General features: G+C 74.9%; 18 protein-coding genes. 11 read left to right on the top strand and 7 right to left on the bottom strand.

The window, feature by feature from the left end; all coding sequences use genetic code 11:
- Positions 1–107: 107 nt before the first annotated feature.
- Positions 108–2,288, bottom strand: a complete 2,181-nt coding sequence (locus tag AB0O29_RS14400; RefSeq protein WP_365151307.1) for a hypothetical protein — start codon at positions 2,286–2,288, stop codon at positions 108–110.
- Positions 2,289–2,354: 66 nt separating this feature from the next.
- On the opposite strand from AB0O29_RS14400, the gene AB0O29_RS14395 reads away from it, so the two are divergent.
- Positions 2,355–3,311, top strand: a complete 957-nt coding sequence (locus AB0O29_RS14395; RefSeq protein ID WP_365151305.1) for a helix-turn-helix domain-containing protein — start codon at positions 2,355–2,357, stop codon at positions 3,309–3,311.
- 120 nt (positions 3,312–3,431) lie between these two features.
- Complete coding sequence (gene gap, locus AB0O29_RS14390) at positions 3,432–4,427, top strand: type I glyceraldehyde-3-phosphate dehydrogenase (RefSeq protein ID WP_365151303.1); 996 nt, start codon at positions 3,432–3,434, stop codon at positions 4,425–4,427.
- Here the strand turns inward: gap and AB0O29_RS14385 are convergent.
- The 3 genes from AB0O29_RS14385 to AB0O29_RS14375 all read right to left on the bottom strand — a co-directional run bounded on the left by AB0O29_RS14385 (position 4,408) and on the right by AB0O29_RS14375 (position 7,267).
- The gene (locus AB0O29_RS14385; protein ID WP_365151298.1) at positions 4,408–5,499 is read right to left on the bottom strand and encodes an alcohol dehydrogenase catalytic domain-containing protein; all 1,092 of its coding nucleotides are present in this window, start codon (positions 5,497–5,499) and stop codon (positions 4,408–4,410) included. The genes gap and AB0O29_RS14385 overlap by 20 nt on opposite strands.
- Before the next feature lie 74 nt (positions 5,500–5,573).
- Positions 5,574–6,371 (bottom strand): alpha-L-glutamate ligase, encoded by a 798-nt coding sequence (locus tag AB0O29_RS14380; protein ID WP_365151295.1) that lies wholly within the window; start codon positions 6,369–6,371, stop codon positions 5,574–5,576.
- Positions 6,368–7,267, bottom strand: a complete 900-nt coding sequence (locus tag AB0O29_RS14375; RefSeq protein ID WP_365151292.1) for a hypothetical protein — start codon at positions 7,265–7,267, stop codon at positions 6,368–6,370. Before AB0O29_RS14375 ends, AB0O29_RS14380 begins: the two co-directional genes overlap by 4 nt.
- Before the next feature lie 245 nt (positions 7,268–7,512).
- Here AB0O29_RS14375 and AB0O29_RS14370 point away from each other — a divergent pair, with 245 nt between their 5' ends.
- From AB0O29_RS14370 to AB0O29_RS14340, 7 genes are all read left to right on the top strand, one after another.
- Entirely contained in the window at positions 7,513–9,105 is a 1,593-nt protein-coding gene (locus AB0O29_RS14370; RefSeq protein WP_365151289.1) for an ATP-binding protein, read from the top strand.
- Complete coding sequence (locus tag AB0O29_RS14365; protein WP_365151286.1) at positions 9,102–9,503, top strand: roadblock/LC7 domain-containing protein; 402 nt, start codon at positions 9,102–9,104, stop codon at positions 9,501–9,503. Before AB0O29_RS14370 ends, AB0O29_RS14365 begins: the two co-directional genes overlap by 4 nt.
- Positions 9,500–9,856 carry a DUF742 domain-containing protein gene (locus AB0O29_RS14360; protein WP_365151283.1) on the top strand — a complete coding sequence of 119 codons (357 nt, stop codon included), beginning with the start codon at positions 9,500–9,502 and terminating at the stop codon, positions 9,854–9,856. Before AB0O29_RS14365 ends, AB0O29_RS14360 begins: the two co-directional genes overlap by 4 nt.
- On the top strand, positions 9,837–10,445 hold the full coding sequence (locus tag AB0O29_RS14355; RefSeq protein WP_365151280.1) for an ATP/GTP-binding protein: 609 nt from the start codon (positions 9,837–9,839) through the stop codon (positions 10,443–10,445). The genes AB0O29_RS14360 and AB0O29_RS14355 overlap by 20 nt, the downstream gene beginning before the upstream one ends.
- Before the next feature lie 69 nt (positions 10,446–10,514).
- The gene (locus tag AB0O29_RS14350) at positions 10,515–11,744 is read left to right on the top strand and encodes a cytochrome P450 (protein WP_365151277.1); all 1,230 of its coding nucleotides are present in this window, start codon (positions 10,515–10,517) and stop codon (positions 11,742–11,744) included.
- Positions 11,741–12,979 carry a cytochrome P450 gene (locus AB0O29_RS14345; RefSeq protein ID WP_365151274.1) on the top strand — a complete coding sequence of 413 codons (1,239 nt, stop codon included), beginning with the start codon at positions 11,741–11,743 and terminating at the stop codon, positions 12,977–12,979. Before AB0O29_RS14350 ends, AB0O29_RS14345 begins: the two co-directional genes overlap by 4 nt.
- 142 nt (positions 12,980–13,121) lie before the next feature.
- Positions 13,122–14,291 (top strand): alpha/beta hydrolase, encoded by a 1,170-nt coding sequence (locus tag AB0O29_RS14340; protein WP_365151271.1) that lies wholly within the window; start codon positions 13,122–13,124, stop codon positions 14,289–14,291.
- A 39-nt stretch (positions 14,292–14,330) separates the two neighbouring features.
- Here AB0O29_RS14340 and AB0O29_RS14335 read toward each other — a convergent pair whose 3' ends face one another.
- The 3 genes from AB0O29_RS14335 to AB0O29_RS14325 all read right to left on the bottom strand — a co-directional run bounded on the left by AB0O29_RS14335 (position 14,331) and on the right by AB0O29_RS14325 (position 16,735).
- Positions 14,331–15,053 (bottom strand): zf-HC2 domain-containing protein, encoded by a 723-nt coding sequence (locus AB0O29_RS14335; RefSeq protein ID WP_365151268.1) that lies wholly within the window; start codon positions 15,051–15,053, stop codon positions 14,331–14,333.
- Positions 15,050–15,655 (bottom strand): sigma-70 family RNA polymerase sigma factor, encoded by a 606-nt coding sequence (locus AB0O29_RS14330; protein ID WP_365151266.1) that lies wholly within the window; start codon positions 15,653–15,655, stop codon positions 15,050–15,052. Before AB0O29_RS14330 ends, AB0O29_RS14335 begins: the two co-directional genes overlap by 4 nt.
- A gap of 87 nt (positions 15,656–15,742) precedes the next feature.
- Positions 15,743–16,735 carry a DUF1996 domain-containing protein gene (locus AB0O29_RS14325; protein WP_365151263.1) on the bottom strand — a complete coding sequence of 331 codons (993 nt, stop codon included), beginning with the start codon at positions 16,733–16,735 and terminating at the stop codon, positions 15,743–15,745.
- 150 nt (positions 16,736–16,885) lie between these two features.
- Between AB0O29_RS14325 and AB0O29_RS14320 the strand changes: the two genes are divergently transcribed.
- Positions 16,886–17,629, top strand: a complete 744-nt coding sequence (locus tag AB0O29_RS14320; protein ID WP_365151260.1) for a DUF1838 family protein — start codon at positions 16,886–16,888, stop codon at positions 17,627–17,629.
- Positions 17,630–18,059: 430 nt separating this feature from the next.
- A complete protein-coding gene (locus AB0O29_RS14315) occupies positions 18,060–19,835 on the top strand; it encodes a S8 family serine peptidase (protein ID WP_365151335.1) in 1,776 nt (591 codons plus the stop codon).
- The last annotated feature ends 145 nt before the right edge of the window (positions 19,836–19,980 follow it).

Genomic DNA, 19,980 nt, shown 5'->3' with positions numbered 1-19,980 from the left:
GGGCGCCCCGGCTCCGTCACGTCGGGGGCGAGGAAAGCGGGGGGACTAATTCAAGGGGTTTTGAGAAGGAAGTCCGCCCATGGCCTCGCCGGGACCAAAACTAACACCTACGCCGGGATCAGCGCACCGAGGTTTTCCGGGGTGAACACCACCGACTCCGGGTGCAGCCCCTCCGGCCGCTCCAGCCCGATGTAGGTGACCGGCCCCGCCGGCGGCTCCGTACCGTCCCACTCGGTGGTGGCGGCGGCCCGCCCGGCCAGCAGGCCGACCAGGTGGCCGACCGTCAGGTACTCGCGCTCGACGACGGCGCGCACGAGCGTGCCGACCGTCGCCCGGTTCTCCTCCACCCGGTTGGCGGCGGGGGTGCCGCGCAGGTACAGGTGCAGCCACTTCGCCCGCCAGCCGCCGTCCTCCCCGCGCAGGAACACCAGCGGCAGGGCGACCCGGCCGGGCCCGCGCAGCTCCGACTTCATGCGCACCGTACGCGCCTCGAAGGGCCGGCCGAGCTGCTCTCCGTCGCGGAGCATGAAGCCGAAGAAGGACTCGGCCACCTCCTCGAAGCCCTCCCCGGAGAACAGGTTGACCTGCGGGACGATGAAGTCGCCCGCGACGGCGCCCAGCCGCAGGTTGATGAACTCGGAGGCACCGTCGGGCGCGGGGGCGTCCGTGATGTCGCCGGAGTGCTCGCCGCCGACCGCCTGGAGGGACGTGTACGACAGCCAGGACAGGGTGTCGTAGGCGGAGTCCAGCATCACCGCCGACAGGTCGTAGTCGGTGCTCCGCTCCGTCTGCGTCCAGTGCACGAAGAACCGCAGCAGCTCCCCGTCGACCTCGGACAGCGAGCCGCGCGGCAGCACGCCGAGCCCGGCGGCCGTCGCCTTCCCGCTCAGCGGGAGCGCCACGTCGAGGACCGCGGGGTCGACCAGCAGGTGCCCCGGATCGGGGAGGCGGCGCTGCACCTCGGCGTCCAGGGCCGCGATCAGCCGCCCGGCCTCGGCCTCCGGCAGGGGCGCACGGGTGTCCGCGCCGGCCCAGGCGCCGCCGCGGCGGTTGACGAAGACCCGGCGCGCCGGAGCGCCGCCGGTCCGGTGATGGAGGTGCTCGCGCACCGACAGCAGGACCCGGCCGGAGACCCGGGGGAGGGCCTCCTCGGCGGCGGACGCGACGGCCTCCCGTTCCCCGGGGCCCGCACCCTGGCGCAGCAGCCGGTCCAGGGAGCGCAGCAGCCGGCCGGGCGCGGCCGCCGCCAGCAGCCGTGCCGCCCCGACGGTGTCGCCTTCGCCGAGGAGTTCCTCGACCCGGCCCTCCAGGGTCCGGGCCTCCTCCTCGCCCCGGGCGACGGCGAACACCCGGGCGGCGTGCGGCCAGCGCGGGTACTCGTGCGGGTGGAGCCGCTCACCGAGCCGCTTGAACTCCTCGCGGTGCGCGAGGACGTCGGCGAGCTTGGCGGGGGAGGCGGCGACGACCGCGTCCAGGGCGGCCAGCAGGGCCCGCCGCACCGGCCGGGACGGCGACTTCAGCCGGGTCGGCTCCGTCAGGGACACGTCCCCGTCCGACAGGGCGCAGGCCAGGCGGAGCACGTCGGTGACGGTGTCCACGAGCAGCTGCGCACCGAGGCCGAGGCGCGCCCGGTTGACCACGGCGCGGTTCTCCCGGACCGGGATCTCCGCCGGCTGCGGGCCCCCGGCGCAGTGCTCCGCGAGCCGCGCGAGGTCGCGCAGCCCCTCCTCCCCGAGCGGCGTGGTGCGGCCCGCCAGGGCCAGGTAGAGGGCGGTGACCTCCCCGTCGAGGGCGCCGCCCGGGTGCAGGACCGTCAACCGGTCCCCGGCGGCCGCGATCAGCTCCTCGTGCGCGGCGAGCATCTCCTCGTACGCGTGGCGGTAGTTGCCGTACGAGGGGAGGGTCAGCAGGTCGAGGACGCCCGTGCTCAGCTGCGCCAGGGTGCCCGGGCGCGCCCCGTCGTCGGCCAGGGCCTCGCGGACGCACTGCGCCCAGAACTCGAACGTGTCCGGCACGTTGGCCGGGAAGTCCTTGAAGTACACGTTGTGCGCGACGTGGTCGCCGGTCATCTCGCGGACGGTGTCCAGCGTGCGCGAAGCCGTCTCCACGACGGTCTCCTCCGCGAGCCCCGAGAGGTGCTCCAGCAGCGGGGCCGAGAGCTTGAAGCCGACGGACAGCAGCGCGGCGTCGAACCGCCGCGCCGCCGGGCCGCCCTCTCCGGCCGGACCGGAAGGGGCCGGGACGCGGAGGGTGTGCCGGACGACGAGGGATTCGAGAGGGCGTTCCATCCGGGCATGCTCGCAGACCCGTCCTGCCGTACGCACACGGGTTTCGTCCCGCGTACGCTCTGCGACGTGCCCCGATCCCGTCTCCACCGCGTCGCCGTCCTCGTCCTCGAAGGGGCCAAGCCGCTCGACGTCGGGATCCCCGCCCAGGTCTTCAGCACCCGCGCGAGCATGCCGTACGAGGTCCGGGTGTGCGGGGCGGCCCCGGGCCTGGTGACCGGCGGCGACGGGCTGTCGTACCACGTCACCCACGGGCTGGAGGCGCTGGAGTGGGCCGACGTGGTCTTCGTCCCCGGCTACCGCTTCCCCGACCGCGAGGACCCGCCGCGCGAGGTGATCGAGGCGCTGACCGCCGCCCACGCGCGGGGGGCGCGGCTCGCGGCCATCTCGACGGGCGCGTTCGCGCTCGCCGCCACGGGCCTGCTCGACGGCAAGCGCGCCACCACCCACTGGCACTACACCCGGGCGCTGACGGCGAAGCACCCCCTCATCAGGCTCGACGAGAACGTGCTGTTCGTCGACGAGGGCAGCGTCCTGACCTCGGCCGGCGCCGCCTCCGGCATCGACCTGTGCCTGCACATCCTGCGCCGCGACCTCGGCGTGGCCGCCGCGAACCACGCGGCCCGGCGGCTGGTCGCCGCCCCGTACCGCAGCGGCGGGCAGGCGCAGTACCTGCCGCGCAGCGTGCCGGAGCCGCTCGGGGAGCGGTTCTCCGCCACCCGCGAGTGGGCCCTGCAGCGGCTGGGCGAGCCCCTGACCCTCGAAGCGCTGGCGCAGCACGCGGCGGTGTCGGCCCGTACGTTCTCGCGGCGCTTCGCCCAGGACACCGGGTACACGCCGATGCAGTGGGTCATGCGGGCCCGGGTGGACGTGGCCCGCGAGCTGCTGGAGCGCTCCGAGCGGAGCGTCGAGCGGATCGCCGCCGACGTGGGCCTGGGCACCGGCGCCAACCTGCGCCTGCACTTCCAGCGGATCCTCGGCACCACCCCGACCGAGTACCGGCGGACCTTCACCCGGGGCGAGTAGGCGGCGCGGGCCCCGGACCGGGCGGTTGGCGGGATACTTGCGAACCATGGCGATCTCGCCACTGTCACGGGCGGACGCCGGAGGCGAACCTGATGGCGAACAGAGAAGGGGACACCGCTCATGACTCGCATCGCCATCAACGGATTCGGCCGCATCGGACGCAACGTGCTGCGCGCGCTGCTCGAACGCGACAGCGACCTGGAGGTCGTGGCCGTCAACGACCTGACGGAGCCGGCCACCCTCGCGCGGCTGCTCGCCTACGACTCCACCGCCGGCCGCCTCGGCCGCCCGGTGACCGTCGACGGCACCACCCTCGTCGTCGACGGCCGGCGCATCGCGGTCCTCGCCGAGCGCGAGCCGGAGCAGCTGCCCTGGGCCGAACTGGGCGTCGACATCGTCCTGGAGGCGACCGGCCGCTTCACCTCCGCCGAGGCCGCCCGCGCCCACATCAAGGCCGGCGCGCGGAAGGTGCTCGTCAGCGCCCCCTCGGACGGCGCGGACGTGACCCTCGCCTACGGCGTGAACACCGACGCGTACGACGCCGAGCTCCACACGATCGTCTCGAACGCCTCCTGCACGACGAACGCGCTCGCGCCGCTCGCCGCCGTCCTCGACGAACTGGCCGGCATCGAGCACGGGTTCATGACCACCGTGCACGCCTACACCCAGGAGCAGGCCCTCCAGGACGGCCCGCACCGCGACCCCCGCCGGGCCCGCGCCGCCGCCGTGAACATCGTGCCGACCACGACCGGCGCGGCCAAGGCGATCGGCCTGGTGCTGCCGAACCTCGACGGGAAGCTGTCGGGCGACTCGATCCGCGTGCCCGTGCCGGTGGGCTCGATCGTCGAGCTGAACACGACGGTCTCCCGCGAGGTCACGCGCGACGAGGTGCTGGCCGCCTACCGCGCCGCCGCCGAGGGCCCGCTGGCCGGGGTGCTCGAGTACTCCGAGGACCCGCTGGTGTCCTCCGACATCACGGGCAACCCCGCCTCGTCGATCTTCGACTCGGAGCTCACCCGGGTCGAGGGACGCCACGTCAAGGTCGTCGCCTGGTACGACAACGAGTGGGGCTTCTCGAACCGCGTGATCGACACCCTCACGCTCCTGGCGGGCTGAAACTCCTGCCCCGGGCCTCCGTCCCGGCCCGGGGCAGGATCACCGTGACCCCGCGCCCCGGCGCCGTGCCCAGCGCGGCCAGGGCCGCCGGGGCCGCCTCCAGCGGGATCGTGGAGGTGACCAGCAGGTCCGGGCGCAGGGCGCCGGAGCGGACGAGCTCCAGCATCGGGGGATAGGCGTGCGCGGCCATGCCGTGGCTGCCGAGGACCTCCAGCTCCCAGCCGATGACGCGGTCCAGCGGCAGTGCCGCCGGGCCGGCCGCCGCCGGGAGCAGCCCCACCTGGACGTGCCGCCCGCGCCGGCGCAGCCCGGACACCGAGGCCGCGGCCGTCGCGGGGGAGCCCAGGGCGTCCAGCGAGAGGTGCGCGCCCCCGCCCGTCAGCTCCCGTACCACCGCGGCCGTCCCGCCGGGACCGGCGACGGCGGGGTCCACGCAGTGCGCCGCCCCGAACTCCCGGGCCAGTTCCCGCGCGCCGGGCGCGGTGTCGACGGCGACCACCCGGGCCCCGGCCGCCGCGGCGATCATCACGGCGGACAGGCCGACCCCGCCGCAGCCGTGGACGGCGACCCATTCGCCCGCCTTCACCCTGCCCTGCGCGACCACCGCCCGGAAGGCGGTGGCGAAACGGCAGCCCAGGGCGGCGGCGGTCGCGTAGGACAGGTCCTCCGGGACCGCCACCAGGTTCACGTCGGCGTGGTCCAGGGCCACGTACTCGGCGAAGGACCCCCAGTGGGTGAACCCGGGCTGCGTCTGGCGGGCGCACACCTGGTGGTCGCCGGCCGCGCACTCGGCGCAGCTCCCGCAGGCGCAGACGAAGGGCACGGTCACCCGGTCGCCGGCCCGCCAGTTCAGCACGCCCGCGCCCACCGCCTCGACGACTCCGGCCAGTTCGTGCCCGGGGACGTGCGGCAGGGTGATGTCCGGGTCGTGGCCCATCCAGCCGTGCCAGTCGCTGCGGCACAGCCCCGTCGCCTCGACGCGCACCACGACCCCGCCGGGCGCCGGTGCCGGGTCCGGCACCTCACGCACCCCGGCCGGCTCCCCGTACCGCTCGAACACCACCGCGCGCATGGACCCCGCCCTCCCGCCGTCGACCGCCCGAAGGGTACAGGCCCGCCCCGGCGGCTACGGGCCCGCCCCGGCGCCTACGGGCGCGCCCCGGCGGCCCGGCGCAGGGTCAGGGCGGCGAGGGCCTCGGGGGCGCCGGCCTGGCCGCGGATGCCGGGGAAGGCGTTGACGTCGACGATCAGGGGGTCGCCGTCCCCGGTGGCGAGGACGTCCACCCCGTACACGTCCAGGCCGAAGGCCCCGCCGACGCGCAGGGCCAGTTCGGCCCAGCCCTCGGGCAGCCGCCCGGGGCCCGGGTCCTCCTCCGCGCCGGCGGCCGCGAGTTCGGAGCGGCGCACCCCCGCGAAGACCTCGTCCCCGACCACCCACAGCTTGTGGTCCCAGCCGCTGTTGGGCGCGAACGCCTGGGTGACCACCGGCTCCCGGCCCCAGCGCGGCGCCAGCTCCCGCAGCCGGGCGGGGCCGTCGAGGCGTACGACCAGGTCGTCCTTGCGGCTGCGCCGGCTCTTCACCACCAGCGGCCACTCCAGTTCCGGCGCGGACTCCAGCCCCGCCAGGGAGCCGAAGGTCCGGGTGGCGGCGAAGGGCAGGCCGGCCCCCAGGGCCAGTGCGGCCATGCCGGTGCGGTCCTGGCAGCGTTCGGTGGCGGCGGCGGAGTTCACCACGGGCGCGCCCGCGCCTTCCAGCGCGCGGGCCAGCTCCAGCGCCTCGGGGGTGCGCGCCTTGAGCAGGTACACGTCGGCGGGCGCTGCGACGGCCGCCGGGGCCTGCGCGGCGGGGTGCAGCACCTCCACCTCGTGCCGTGCGCCGAGCAGCGCGGCGGTGGCCGCCAGCAGCGGATGTCCGGGGTCGGGGGTGATCAGGCCGATCCTCACGCGCCGTCCCCCGCCCGCGCAGCCGCCTGCACCGGGATGCCCACCGGCCGGGCGTACGGCAGGACCGGGGCGCGGGTGCGGCCGCCGCCCGCACGGGCCAGGTCCAGGACGGCGCCGGCCACCCGGGCCGCCGCGTCGGGTACCTGGCGGAAGCTCGGGAAGTCGTTGACGTCGACCACCACCGGCCCGTCGGGGCCCAGCAGCACGTCCACCCCGTACAGGTCCAGCCCGTACACCTCGCCCACCCGGGCGGCGATCTCCGCGACCTCGGCCGGCAGCGGCACCCGGCGCTCGCGGACCGCCGGGTCGGGGTGCAGGGGGGAGCAGCGCTCGGTGGCGTGGAGTTCGCCGTTGACGCAGTACACCTTGACGTCGGTGCCGGGGTTCGGGACGTACGGCTGGGCGATGAGCATGCCCTCGCCCGCGAGGGCGGGCAGCAGGGCCGCCAGCCGGTCCGGGGAGGGCAGCAGGTGCACCCCCCGGCCGGAGCTGCCGTCGGCCGGCTTGACCACGAGCGGGTAGAGCTCGTCCGGTATCTCCGCCAGGAGTTCCGGGCCGGCCACCGCGTACGTGGGCGGCAGGGGGAGCCCCCGGGCGCTGCCGAGGGCGGCGGCGAGCGCCTTGTCCCGTACCCCGCGGATCGACCGGGCGTCGTTGACGGTGGTCACCCCGGCGGCCGCGGCGGCCTCCAGCAGGGTGAGCCCGGGGCCGCCCGAGACGGTCTTGAGCACCCAGGCGTCATGCGTGCCCGCCCGGACCAGGTCCGTCATGCGGAGCAGCGAGCCGCCGGGCCGCACGACGTCCACCCGGTGGCCCCACGCGGTCAGCTGACGGATCACCTCGTTCGGCATGCCGTCGTGGCGGTAGTGCTCCTCCACCAGGAAGCAGAGCCTCATGGATCTTCCTCGTATTCCCCGGACGTCCGCCGCCGATCCCGTCCGGCGAGTTGTGACGTCACAGGATGCCACGGCGTGGACCCGAAACCGCTCCAGAAGCAACCTTAGTGGGCGCTACACAGCGTGATCTTTGCCAGGGGCTTTCCTAAACGATCACCAATCCTCTTATAGTGATGCCTCGTTGCCACAGGAACCCTCTCTTCCAGATACGCCCCTTATACGCCCCTTTTATGAGGCTCTGATCGATGACGGCGTCGCCCTCCCCCCTCCGCACCTCCGCCCTCGCACTGCTGGTCACGGCGGTGGCCGCGGGCACCATCTGCGCGGCGGCGGTGGCCGCGGCCCCGACCGGCGTCCGCGCCCCCCTGGGCTGGTTCGCCGCCTTCGGGACCCTGCTGCTGTCCATCGCCGCCTTCACCGTCACCTGGTGCGCGCGCACCACCCGGCAGCTGCGCGGCGGCCTCGCCCTGCTCACCGGTGAAGTCGCCACCCGCGACGCGTACATCGCCCGGCTGACCGCCGACGCCGCCCGTGAGACGGCCGACCTCTCCGCCGAACTCACCCGGCTCACCGCGGACCACGCCGCCCGCACCACCCGGCTCATCGCCGAACACGCCGCCGAGACCGACCGGCTGACGGCCGCCCGCACCGCCGAGGCCGCCCGGCTCACCGCCGCGCACACCGCCGAACTCGACCACCTGGCCGCCGCCCAGCAGGCCACCCGCGAGCGGCTCGGCGAGGAACTGCGGCGCGCCCAGTCGGGCCGGGCCGCCGCCATGGCCGCCGCCGCCAACGCGGCCGGCCGGATGCAGGCCCTGGCCACCGGCATGCTGGCCGACCTGCGCGACATGGAGCACAAGCACGCCGACGAGGAGGTCCTCGGCGACCTCCTGCACCTCGACCACCGCACCGCCCAGGCCGGCCGCCTCGCCGACTCCATCGCCGTCCTCACCGGCGCCCGCTCGGGCCGCCGCTGGGCCAAGCCCATCGTCATGGAGTCCATCCTGCGCGGCGCCATGGGCCGCATCGGCGGCTACCAGCGCGTCCGGCTGCACTCCATCAGCGAGGCCGCCGTCGCCGGACACGCCGCCGAGGGCGTCATGCACGCCCTCGCCGAGCTCCTCGACAACGCCGCCAACTTCTCCCCGCCGACCGCCGAGGTCCACGTCTACGTGGAGGAGGTGCCGGCCGGCATCATCATCACCGTCGAGGACAGCGGACTCGTCATGAGCGAGCTCCAGCTGCGCCGTGCCGAACAGGCCGTCGGCGCCGAGACCCTGGACCTCGCCGGCCTCTCCGGCACCCGCCTCGGCCTGGCCGTCGTCGGCCGCCTCGCGCGCAAGCACGGGCTGACCGTCTCCTTCCGCCCCTCCGCGCGCGGCGGCACCGGCGCGCTGATGATGATCCCCGAGGAACTGGTCAGCCACGCCCCGGCCGAACCCGTCCCCGCCCCGCCGCTCCTCGCGGCCCCCACCGCCGGCCCGGTCCGCGCCCCCGCCCCGGGCCGCGCCCTCCCGCCGGCCGCCCCCGCGCCCGCCCCCCGGGCGCAGGCCGACGCCGCCCCCGAGGGCGCGAGCGGCTCCCCCGACCCCGAAACCACCGGCACGACCCCGGTGCTCGGCGAGAGCGGACTGCCCCAGCGACGGCGCGGCCGCACCCTGGCCGCCGCCCACCCGGAGGGCCCCGACGCCGCGTCCGCGGCGTCCCGCACCCAGGCCGCCCCCACCGGCGCGTCCCGGTCCGCCGCCCGCTTCGGCAGCTTCCGCCAGGCGGTGCGCGACGCGCCCGCGCGGCAGCAGCCCACGAACCCCCAGCACCCGGAAGGCGACACGAGATGACCGGCCCCACCACCGACGAGAAGCTCAGCTGGCTCCTGGAGGGCCTCCTGGAGCGCACCCCCGGCGCCCGGCACGCCCTCGTGCTCTCCCGCGACGGCCTCAAGCTGTGCCGCACGCCCGAGCTCTCCGTCGACCAGGCCGACCAGCTCGCCGCCATCGCCGCCGGCATCCAGAGCCTCTCCCACGGAGCCTCCATCGAGTTCGGCGACGGCAGCGGCGGGGTCCGCTCCGCCATGGCCGAGTTCTACGGCGGGATCCTCTTCATCGTCGAGGCCGGCGAGGGCGCCCACCTCGCCCTCGTCGCCGCCGAGGACGCCGACGCCGGACTCGTCGGCCACAACATGTCCGAACTGGTCGAGCAGCTGAGCGAGCATCTGATCGCCAGGCCCCGGGGATGAGCCGCGCCCGGCCCGGCCGGGACGACTCCCCGGACCGGCTCTACACCCTCACCGGCGGCCGCAGCCGCTCCGGGAGCGACGCCTTCGACCTGGTGACCCTCGTCGTCGCCGAGTGCGACCCCGTCCCCGGGATGCAGTCGGAGCACGCGGCCATCCTGCGGATGTGCCGCTACCCGACGGCCGTCGTCGAGGTGGCGGCCGATCTCGGCCTGCCGGTGTCGATCGTACGGATCCTGCTCGCCGACCTCCTGGCCGCCGGACGCATCAGCGCCCGGCACCCGCGCGCCACGACGTACTGCCTTCCCGACCCCGAACTCCTGGAGCAGGTGCTCGTTGGACTCCGCAACCTCTGACCCGGGCGCGCCCCGGCAGGCACTCAGCAGCACCGCCGACAACGGCCTGAAGATCGTGATCGTGGGCGGCTTCGGCGTCGGCAAGACCACCATGGTCCGCTCGGTCAGCGAGATCCGCCCGCTGAACACCGAGGAGACCATGACCCAGGCCGGAGAGGCCGTCGACCACACCGACGGCATCGCCGCCAAGACCTCCACCACCGTCGCCTTCGACTTCGGCCGGATCACCCTCGACGCCCGCAACGTGCTCTACCTGTTCGGCGCCCCCGGCCAGGAGCGGTTCTGGTTCCTGTGGGACCGCCTGTTCTCCGGCACCCTCGGCGCGGTCGTCCTCGTCGACACCCGGCGGCTCGCCGACTCCTGGTACGCCATCGACCGCCTGGAGCACCACGGCACGCCCTTCGTCGTCGCCTGCAACGACTTCGGCGGCCCCGCCCACACCCCCGAGCAGATCCGCGCCGCCCTCGACCTGCCGTCCGAGGTGCCGCTGCTGTTCTGCGACGCCCGCTCCCGCGAGTCCAGCAAGCAGGTGCTCATCGCCCTCGTCCGGCACCTCCAGCACCTCCACAGCCTCCAGCCCCTCCCGTAACACCCGAGCCCCCGAGACCAGAGCCCTCCACCGGACGGCCTTCCCCCGCACCCTCCCGGAGCCCACGCAGTGACCACCCCCGAGTCCCGGCCCGTCTACCTCGGCGGACCCCGCTTCCAGAGCGACCCCGCCGAGCTGTACCGGGAGATGCGCCGCGACCACGGCGCCGTCGCCCCCGTCGTCCTCGACGGGGACGTCCCGGCCTGGCTGGTCCTCGGCTACCGCGAACTGCACCAGGTCACCAGCGACCCGCAGCTCTTCTCCCGCGACTCCGACCTGTGGAACCAGTGGGACCGCATCCCCGCGGACTGGCCGCTGCTCCCGATGATCGGCCGCAAGCAGCCCTCCATCCTCTACACCACCGGCGAACGCCACCGCGAGCGCGCCGCCGTGATCAGCGGGGCCCTGGAGTCCGTCGACCCCTTCGAACTCAAGGGCCACGCCGAACGCTTCGCCGACGAGCTGATCGACGGGATCTGCGGCAAGGGCGCCTGCGACATCGTCGGCGAGTACGCGATGCTCCTGCCGCTGCGCGTCCTCGCCCGCATCTACGGGTTCTCCGACGAGCAGGGCCCCGGCCTCGTCACCGCCATGAACGACATGATCAACGGCCGCGAGGGCGCCCTGGACGGCCAGCGCCACCTCGGCGAGTCCATGTACGCGCTGCTCGCCGCCAAGGCCGAGACCCCAGGACACGACGTCGCCTCCCGGATGCTGGCCAACACCGCCGGGTTCACCCTCGCCGAGGTGGCCCAGGACCTGATGGTGATGATGGCCGCCGGCCACCAGCCCACCGCCGACTGGATCGGCAACTCGCTGCGCCTGATGCTGACCGACGACCGCTTCGCCGCCTCCCTCGCCGGAGGCCGCCACAGCGTCGGCGAGGCCATGAACGAAGTGCTCTGGGAGGACACCCCGACCCAGAACGTCGCCGGCCGCTGGACCACCCGCGACACCAAGCTGGGCGGCCGCACCATCGCCCGCGGCGACCTGGTCCTGCTGGGCCTCGCCGCCGCCAACGGCGACCCGCACGTACGCGCCGACGCGGGCGCCCTCACCGGCGGGAACAACGCCTTCTTCTCCTTCGGCCACGGCGAACACCGCTGCCCCTTCCCGGCCCAGGAGGTCGCCGAGGTCATCGCCCGGACCGGCATCGAGGTCCTCCTCGACCGCCTCCCCGACGTGGACCTCGACGGCCCGGCCGCCGACCTGACCCGGCGTCCGTCGCCCTGGCTGCGCGGCCTGACCGCGCTCCCCGTGACCTACACCCCGACCCCCGCGCTTGGAGCCCACCGATGAGCTGCCCGATCGACCACACCGGCGCCGCCCCGATCACCCTCGACCCCTTCGTCACCGACCTCGACGCCGAGAGCGCCGCGCTGCGCGCCGCCGGCCCGCTGGTCCGCGTGGTCCTCCCCGGCGGCGTCGGCGTGTACGCCGTCACCCGCCACGCTGAGGCGCGCGCCCTGCTCACCGACCCCCGGGTCGTCAAGGACATCGGCGTGTGGGGAGCCTGGCAGCGCGGGGAGATCCCCCTGGACTGGCCGCTGATCGGCCTCGCCAACCCCGGCCGCTCCATGCTGACCGTCGACGGCGACGAGCACCGCCGCCTGCGCACCCTCGTCGCCCAGGCCCTCACCGCCCGCCGCGTCGAGAAGCTGCGCGCCGGCATCGAGGCCCTCACCGCCGAGGCCCTCGACAAGCTCGCCGGGCTGCCCGCCGGCGAGACCGTCGACCTCAAGGCGGCCTTCGCCTACCCGCTGCCGATGAACGTCATCAGCGAGCTGATGGGCGTCGAGGCCGCCGAACACCCCCGGCTGAAGGCCCTCTTCGAGAAGTTCTTCTCCACCCAGACCCCGCCGGAGGAGGTCCCGCAGATGATGGCGGACCTCGGCGCGCTCTTCTCCCGCATCGTCGAGGCCAAGCGCGCCACCCCCGGCGACGACCTCACCAGCGCCCTCATCGCCGCCTCCGAGGACGGCGACCGCCTCAGCACCGAGGAGATCACCAACACCCTCCAGCTGATGGTCGCCGCCGGCCACGAGACCACCATCAGCCTGATCGTGAACGCCGTCGTCGCCCTGGAGACCCACCCCGGGCAGCGCGCCCTCGTCCTCTCCGGCGAGGTCCCCTGGGAGAACGTCATCGAGGAGACCCTGCGCTGGGCCACCCCCACCTCCCACGTCCTGATCCGCTTCGCCACCGAGGACATCGAGGTCGGGGACCGGATCCTGCCCGCGGGCGAGGGCCTGATCGTCTCCTTCGGCGCGCTCGGCCGCGACGAGGCCCAGCACGGGGAGACGGCCGGCGCCTTCGACGTCACCCGCACCCCGAACCGGCACATCTCCTTCGGCCACGGCCCCCACGTCTGCCCCGGAGCCGCCCTGTCCCGCCTGGAGGCCCTGGTCGCCCTCCCGGCCCTCTACGCCCGCTTCCCGGAGCTGTCCCTCGCCGTCCCGCGGGAGGAGCTGCGCAACAAGCCGGTCCTCACCCAGAACGACCTCTTCGACCTCCCGGTGCGCCTGCACGCCTGACCTCCACAGGGGCAGGGGGCGGGGAACACGGGGGCGCGGAGCCGTACGACTTCCGGCCGAGGCGCTCTACGACCCCCGGGGGACCCCCGGGTCAGCCCCGGGTCCGACGAACCCCGCCCACGCCCCGCATAGCGTCGTCGTCATGAACACCACACGTCGTACCGCGGCCGTCGCGGCCTTACTCGCGCTCCTGCTCCCGGCCCCGCTCGTGGCGGCCTCGGCGGCCTCGGCCGCCCCGGCGGCCGCCGCGGACGTACGCACCACCGCGCCCGAACTCCCAGCCCCCACCGGCCGCTTCGCCGTCGGCCAGGAGGACCTCCACCTGGTCGACCGCGGCCGCACCGACCCCTGGGCCCACACCGGCCCCCGCGAACTCATGGTCACCCTGCGCTATCCCGCGCAGCGCGGCACCGGCCGCGCCCCCGCGCCCTACCTCAGCACCGAGGAGGCGCGGCTGATCCTCGCCGACAAGGGGCTCGACCGGCTGATCGACCCCGCCGCCTTCGCCGCGACCCGCGCCCACGCCCGCGTCGGCGCCCGCCCCGCCGAGGGCCGCTACCCGCTGATCGTCCTCTCGCCCGGCTTCACCGTCCCGCGCGCCACCCTCACCTCGCTCGCCGAGGACCTGGCCTCCCGGGGCTACGTGGTCGCCGCCGTCGACCACGCCTACGAGAGCGCCGCCACCGCCTTCCCCGGCGGCCGGATCCTCACCTGCCTGGCCTGTGAACAGACCCGGGGGCCCGGCGGCATCGAGGCCGTCACCGAGGTCCGCGCCAAGGACGTCTCCTTCCTGCTCGACCGCCTCACCGGCAGCCGTCCCGCCTGGCGCCACGCCGGGCTGATCGACACCGGCCGGATCGCCATGGGCGGCCACTCCATCGGCGGTGCCTCCGCCCTGACCGCCATGGCCGCCGACGGGCGGATCCGGGCGGGCATCGACATGGACGGCACCCTGCCCGAGCCCTACCCGCCCGCCGGCATCGGCGGCCGCCCCTTCATGCTCCTCGGCTCGGCCGCCAGCGTGCCCGGGGACCAGCCGGGCAACTGGCAGGGTCCCTGGCAGCACTTCGACGGCTGGAAGCGCTGGATCACCCTCGACGGCACCGACCACTTCGGCCCCACCGACTACCCGGCCCTCCGCGACCAGCTCGGCGTCCCCCACCCGGACGCGCCGCTGCCCGGAGCCCGCGCCCTGGAGCTGACCCGGACCTACGTCTCCGCCTTCTTCGACCGGCACCTCAAGGGACAGACCCGGCCGGTCCTGGACGGCCCCCGCGCCGACGCCCCCGAGGTCCGCTTCCACAACCCCTGACGGCCCGTACGGGGCCCCGTGCGCGCGGGGCCCCGCACCTCACACCGGCACGGACACGAAGGTCCGCCCCGACTCGTTCTCCACCAGGACCGCCCTGACGTCCGCCGGGTCCACGGCCGCCGAGCCGTCCAGGGCCGCGCCCTTGCCCTCGCCGTGCTCCGCCGTGCCCACGACCCAGCCGCCCGCCGTGGACCGCGTACCGTCCCGGGAGACCACCACCAGACGGCACCGCTCCCCGGCGGGCACCCCGGTCACCGCCGCCCGCACCCGCACCCACTTCGCCGCCGGGGTCACCTGCACGGTCATCCGCGCCCCGGTCCCCGGATCCGTCGCCGAGGCCACCCTCGTCCCGGCGGGCGGCGCCGAGGGCGGGGCCGACGAGCTCGGCGGCGGCGGGGGCAGCGCCTCGGCGGAGCCCGCGTCCCCGCCCAGCCGGGCCCCGGCCCAGAACACGGCCGCCAGCGAGGCGGCCGCCGCCAGGCCCGCCACCGCGCCCCGCCAGCGGGCCCGCGCGGCCTGCTCGCCGCGCACCTGCCGCAGGGTCCGCTGGAGCAGCAGGTCACCGCCCTGCGGGGGCCCGTCGAGGAACGCCTCCTCGGGCACCTCGCCCAGGGCGCTCTCCATCTCCCGCAACGCGGCCACCTCCTCCCGGCATCCCACGCAGTCGCCGACGTGCTCCTCGACGCGCCGTACGTCCTCCTGGTCCAGGACACCGAGCACGTACGGTCCGAGCAGCTCCTCCTCGTGCCGCGGCGCGTTCACGCCACCACCTCCCGCAGTCCGCCGGGCTGCTGGGGCGGCCGGCCTGATCGTCTGTCCACGCCGAACCCGTCGGCGCCGCCGTCCGTGAACACCGCGCGCAGGGCCTTGAGCGCGTAGTGCGAGCGCGATTTGACCGTGCCCGCCGGAATGCCCAGGCGGTCCGCGGCCTCCGCGACGCTGTGCTGGCGGTAGTACAACTCCGTCAGCACGTCCCGGTGTTCCGGGGACAGCCGGTCCAGGGCTCCGAGGACCGTCATCGCGTCCACCACGGAGTCCGCGTGGTCGCCCTCCACCGGGGGAGCGGCCTCCGAGCCGGCGACCTCGGGCGGCCGGGCCGCCCTCGCCCGGTACCGGTCCGTGATGATGTTGCGGGCCACGGTGAGCAGCCAGCCGCGCACCGAGCCCTTCCCGTTGACCAGTACCTCGGCGTGCCGCCAGGCCCGGATCAGGGTCTCCTGGACGACGTCCTCGGCGGCGGCCCGGTCACCGGTCAGCCGGGTGGCGTACGCGAGCAGGGCGTTGCCGTGCTCCTCGTAGACCGCCCTGATCAGTGCCTCGTCGGTCGAGCCCCGCCGCGTGCGGGGCCACAGTGGTCCGGCCATTCACGCTCTCCGTCCGCCTCACGTCTTCCATCGGGTGCGGTCGGAACACGCCCCCGGCGCCACGGCGGTTCACGTGACGTGCGTCACTCAGGTCCGGCAGGTGCGGCCCTCGTTGAGGCAGGCGACGATCTCCGCCATCCGCTCGTCGGTCATCACGTTCACGAACATCGCGTGGTCGGTGAGCGGGCTGTGCCGCTGCTCGGGGAAGGAGTCCAGCGCCAGCGGCACCCCCGGCGCCACCGCGTACGCCAGCGACACGCGCAGCTCGGGCACCGGGAAGGTGCCCTGCGGGCAGACCCCGCCGGGGGAGGGGGACAGCAGGTGGGAACGGTGGTCCGGGGAGGCGGTGTCCAGGCCGTTCCAGCAGCTGGGGAAGACCAGCGTACGGGTGACCAGCTCGCCTTCCGGACAGCGCGGGTAGGCCGTGGTCGACCGGTCCGGCAGGCCCGAACACCCCCAGCGGGCCCGGACCCCGGCGCCCCCGCCCGCCGTGTACGCGAGGGCGTCGCCGGTGATCGCCCGCAGGAAGCGGGGCATCGCCACCACCGCGCTCACCGGGCTGCCCCGGAACTCCACCCGCACCGAGGCCTCGCGCAGGATCTCGCCCGCGTTGCCGTGCCCGGCCGCCCCCTCGTGCGGGCCGCTCCCGGGCCGGTCCGTGCGGCGCAGGACCGGCCAGTAGTACGAGGAACGGTCGCCGCCCGTACAGCTGGTGGCGGCCGCCGCCAGCGAGGCGTCCGTCGACAGGGCGTCCGTGGACAGGTTCCCCACGTACGCGTGCGTGTGGTGGGCGCCCGCCCGCACCCCCGGCGAGACCACCAGGTTGTCCTCGTTCCAGTGGCCCTCCCCGTTGCGCCCGCACTCCACCGTCACCGTGCCGGTGGAGGCCCCCGGCCCGGGCGCCGGCCCGGCCGGGGCGGGCGGCACGCGCCGCAGGTCCACGTACGGTCCCGCCGCGGCGGCGGGCCCGGATCCGGCGGCCCGTGCGGCGCCCAGGACGGCGGCGGCCAGCCCGAGGCACAGGAGCAGGCAGGCGAGCAGCATCGGAAGGCGGCTTTCCGTCTCCAAGGGGTTCCCCATGGCGGTCACGGTCGCCGCTGGTTCGTACAACCGTCAACCGGGCGACCCCACGAGGGGCGGCCCCGCGCCCCGGTGGAAGTCCCAAGCCGTCCGGGAGTTGGCGCGCGGGACGCTTGCCCGGCCCGGCGGGGACCGGACAGAGTTCTCCGTATGACTCCGGACGACCTCCTGCGCGAATTCGCCCGCACCCGTGCCTCCCTCGACGGAGAAGAGGTCGCCTTCCGGTGGACCGGCGACGTCCACTCCTGGGCCCCCGGCGAGCCCTACCGGCGGCTCTTCGGCTTCGAAGGGGTCAACGTCTCCCGGCTCCTCGCCGACGAGGAGGGCGGCTACCGGCTCCTGTCGCGCGAGGCGGCCTTCTACCTCGACCCCGCCACTCGGGAGATCCTGGAGACCTGGCAGGGGAAGCCCGTCGTCCACGTCTGGAACGATCCGGCCAACCTGCGCCTGCGGCCCTTCCCCGTGCCCCGGACCGAACTCGGCGACCAGGTCTGCTTCAGCCTGGAGATCCCGCTCGCCTACCCCTCCCCGCTGCCCGTCGCCGACTACCCGCTGCACTCCGCCGACGACACCTACCGGGCCCTGGAGCTCTTCCAGTTCTTCACCCCCGCCGCGGCCCTCGCCGGCCGGGCCCCGAGCGTCCCCGCGACCATGTCCTGGACGCGCATGTCCCCCTGGCTCCCCTGGATGGAGCAGGGACAACGCCCCGGCGGCCTCACCTTCCACTGCCGGGGCCTCAAGCTCGGCTCCTACGCCGAGGTCCCCGAGCGCACCCGCGCCTACATCGGCGGCCGCCACCCGGAGTTCGCCCGCGCCCCGGAGAAGTGGACCGAGCCGAACGAGACCAGCTGGACGTACTTCCGCGCCCTCCACCCGCGCGGCAACCCGGAGTGACCCGGGCCGGGGAAGCCGGTACCGGCACGAGTGTTGCGTGCACGTTGCACAGGTGTTGCACAGGGGTTCCACAGGGTTCACCAGGGTCCGGACAAGGGTTTTCCCTGTATCGGGTTAACCTCCGCGCTGCCTACTGTCTGCCCACCGGCGGTCTCCCGCCCCCCGAACTGCCCCCGCGCCAACCCCACATGGTGTGAAGCCGGACGCGGTGGCGGGAGCGCCGGTACACGCAGTCGCCCAGCCTCGCCGTTGCGGCCGGGCGACGAGGAGCGCGGCGGCGACCGGGGCGGTATGACCAGCCCTCCCGGTCCCGCGGCGCCGGTTCCACCTCCCACACCGCACACACCGGCCGCTCCGGCCTGCCCGGAAACGGCCCGTAAAGGGGAACACCGTGCACGCACCCCGACGACGGCTCATATCCGTCGTGGCCATGTCCGTCACCCTCCTCGCAGGCTCCGCCACCGCCGCGGTGGCCGTGACCCCCGCGAGCGACCCGGCCGCCCACACCCTCCCGAACGCGGCGGCCCCCGCCGCCCCGGCGGCCGCCCCGGTCGAGAACCTGATCGTGGGCTACAAGTCCTCCGCCCCGGAGGCCGGCTCCAACACCGCCGCCGCCGCCGACGCCACCGCCAAGGGCGCGAAGGCCGGCAAGAAGGCCAAGTTCGACCGCCGCCTGGGCACCGGCGCCGCGCTCGTCAACCTGGGCGGTGCGACCGCCCCGGCCGACGCAGCCAAGGTGATGGAGCAGTTCCGCGCCGACCCGGACGTCGCCTACGTCGAGCCGGACTCCCGCGCCTACGCGATGGCCACCCCGGACGACACCGAGTACGCCAAGCAGTGGGACCTCTTCGAGCCCACCGCCGGCATGAACGTGCCCGCCGCCTGGGACAAGACCACCGGCTCCGGCGTCACCGTCGCCGTGATCGACACCGGCTACGTGGCCCACTCCGACGTGGCCCCCAACATCGTCGCCGGCTACGACTTCATCTCCGACTCCACCGCCGCCCGCGACGGCAACGGCCGCGACAACAACCCGGCCGACCAGGGCGACTGGAGCGCCGCCGGCGAGTGCGGCACCGGCTCCAAGGCCAGCGACTCCTCCTGGCACGGCACCCACGTGGCCGGCACCATCGCCGCCGCCACCAACAACGGCAAGGGCGTCGCGGGCATCGCGTACAACGCGAAGATCCAGCCCGTCCGCGTCCTCGGCAAGTGCGGCGGCGCCACCTCGGACATCGTCGACGCCATCACCTGGGCCTCCGGCGGCAGCGTCGCGGGCGTCCCGGCGAACGCCACCCCCGCCAAGGTCATCAACATGAGCCTCGGCGGCTCCGGCACCTGCAGCGCCAGCTACCAGAACGCCATCAACGCGGCCGTCGCCCGCGGCACCACCGTCGTCGTGGCCGCCGGCAACAGCAACGCCGACGCCAGCGGCTTCACCCCGGCCAGCTGCAACAACGTCATCACCGTCGCCGCCACCAACCGCACCGGCGACCGCTCCTTCTACTCCAACTTCGGCGCCAAGGTGGACGTCTCCGCCCCCGGCGGCGAGACCCGCCGCGCCACCGACACGCCCGGCACCGTCACCACGCCCGAGAACGGCATCCTCTCCACGCTGAACAACGGCACCACCACCCCCGGCGCGGAGATCTACAAGCCGTACCAGGGCACCAGCATGGCCGCCCCGCACATCGCGGGCCTCGCCGCGCTCCTCGTGGCCGCCAAGCCCTCGCTGACCCCGGCCCAGGTCGAGGCCGCCATCAAGGCCAACGCCCGCCCGCTGGCCGGCACCTGCACCGGCGGCTGCGGCGCCGGCCTCGCCGACGCGGCCGCGACCGTCAACGCCGTGACCTCCACCCCGGCCACGCCGTTCTTCGAGAACACCGCGGACTTCGCCATCGCCGACAACAGCACGGTGGAGAGCCCCATCACCGTCACCGGCGTCACCGGCAACGCCCCGGCCGCCCTCAAGGTCGGCGTGAACATCGCCCACACCTACATCGGCGACCTCAAGGTCGACCTGGTCGCCCCCGACGGCACCGTCTACACCCTGCACAACCGGGCCGGCGGCGGCACGGACAACATCAACCAGACCTACACCGTCGACGCCTCCTCGGAGGTCGCGAACGGCACCTGGAAGCTGCGCGTGAACGACAACGCGGGCGGCGACACCGGCAAGATCGACTCCTGGAGCCTCGGCTTCTGATCCCCGCCGGACCACCTCGGTCCACTCCCCGGTCCGGGCCCCCGCCGGAGTCCCCCACCTCCGGCCTGACGGGGCGATAGTACGGACCAACCCGGCCCGCGGACCTGCCGATACCTCCCGTACCGGCAGGTCCGCGGGACATTCC

It is taken from the genome of Streptomyces sp. NPDC089915 (assembly GCF_040684675.1).
Lineage (GTDB): Bacteria > Actinomycetota > Actinomycetes > Streptomycetales > Streptomycetaceae > Streptomyces.
The sequence above is the reverse complement of the archived record's forward strand: the minus strand, read 5'-3'. Positions and strand labels throughout refer to the sequence as shown.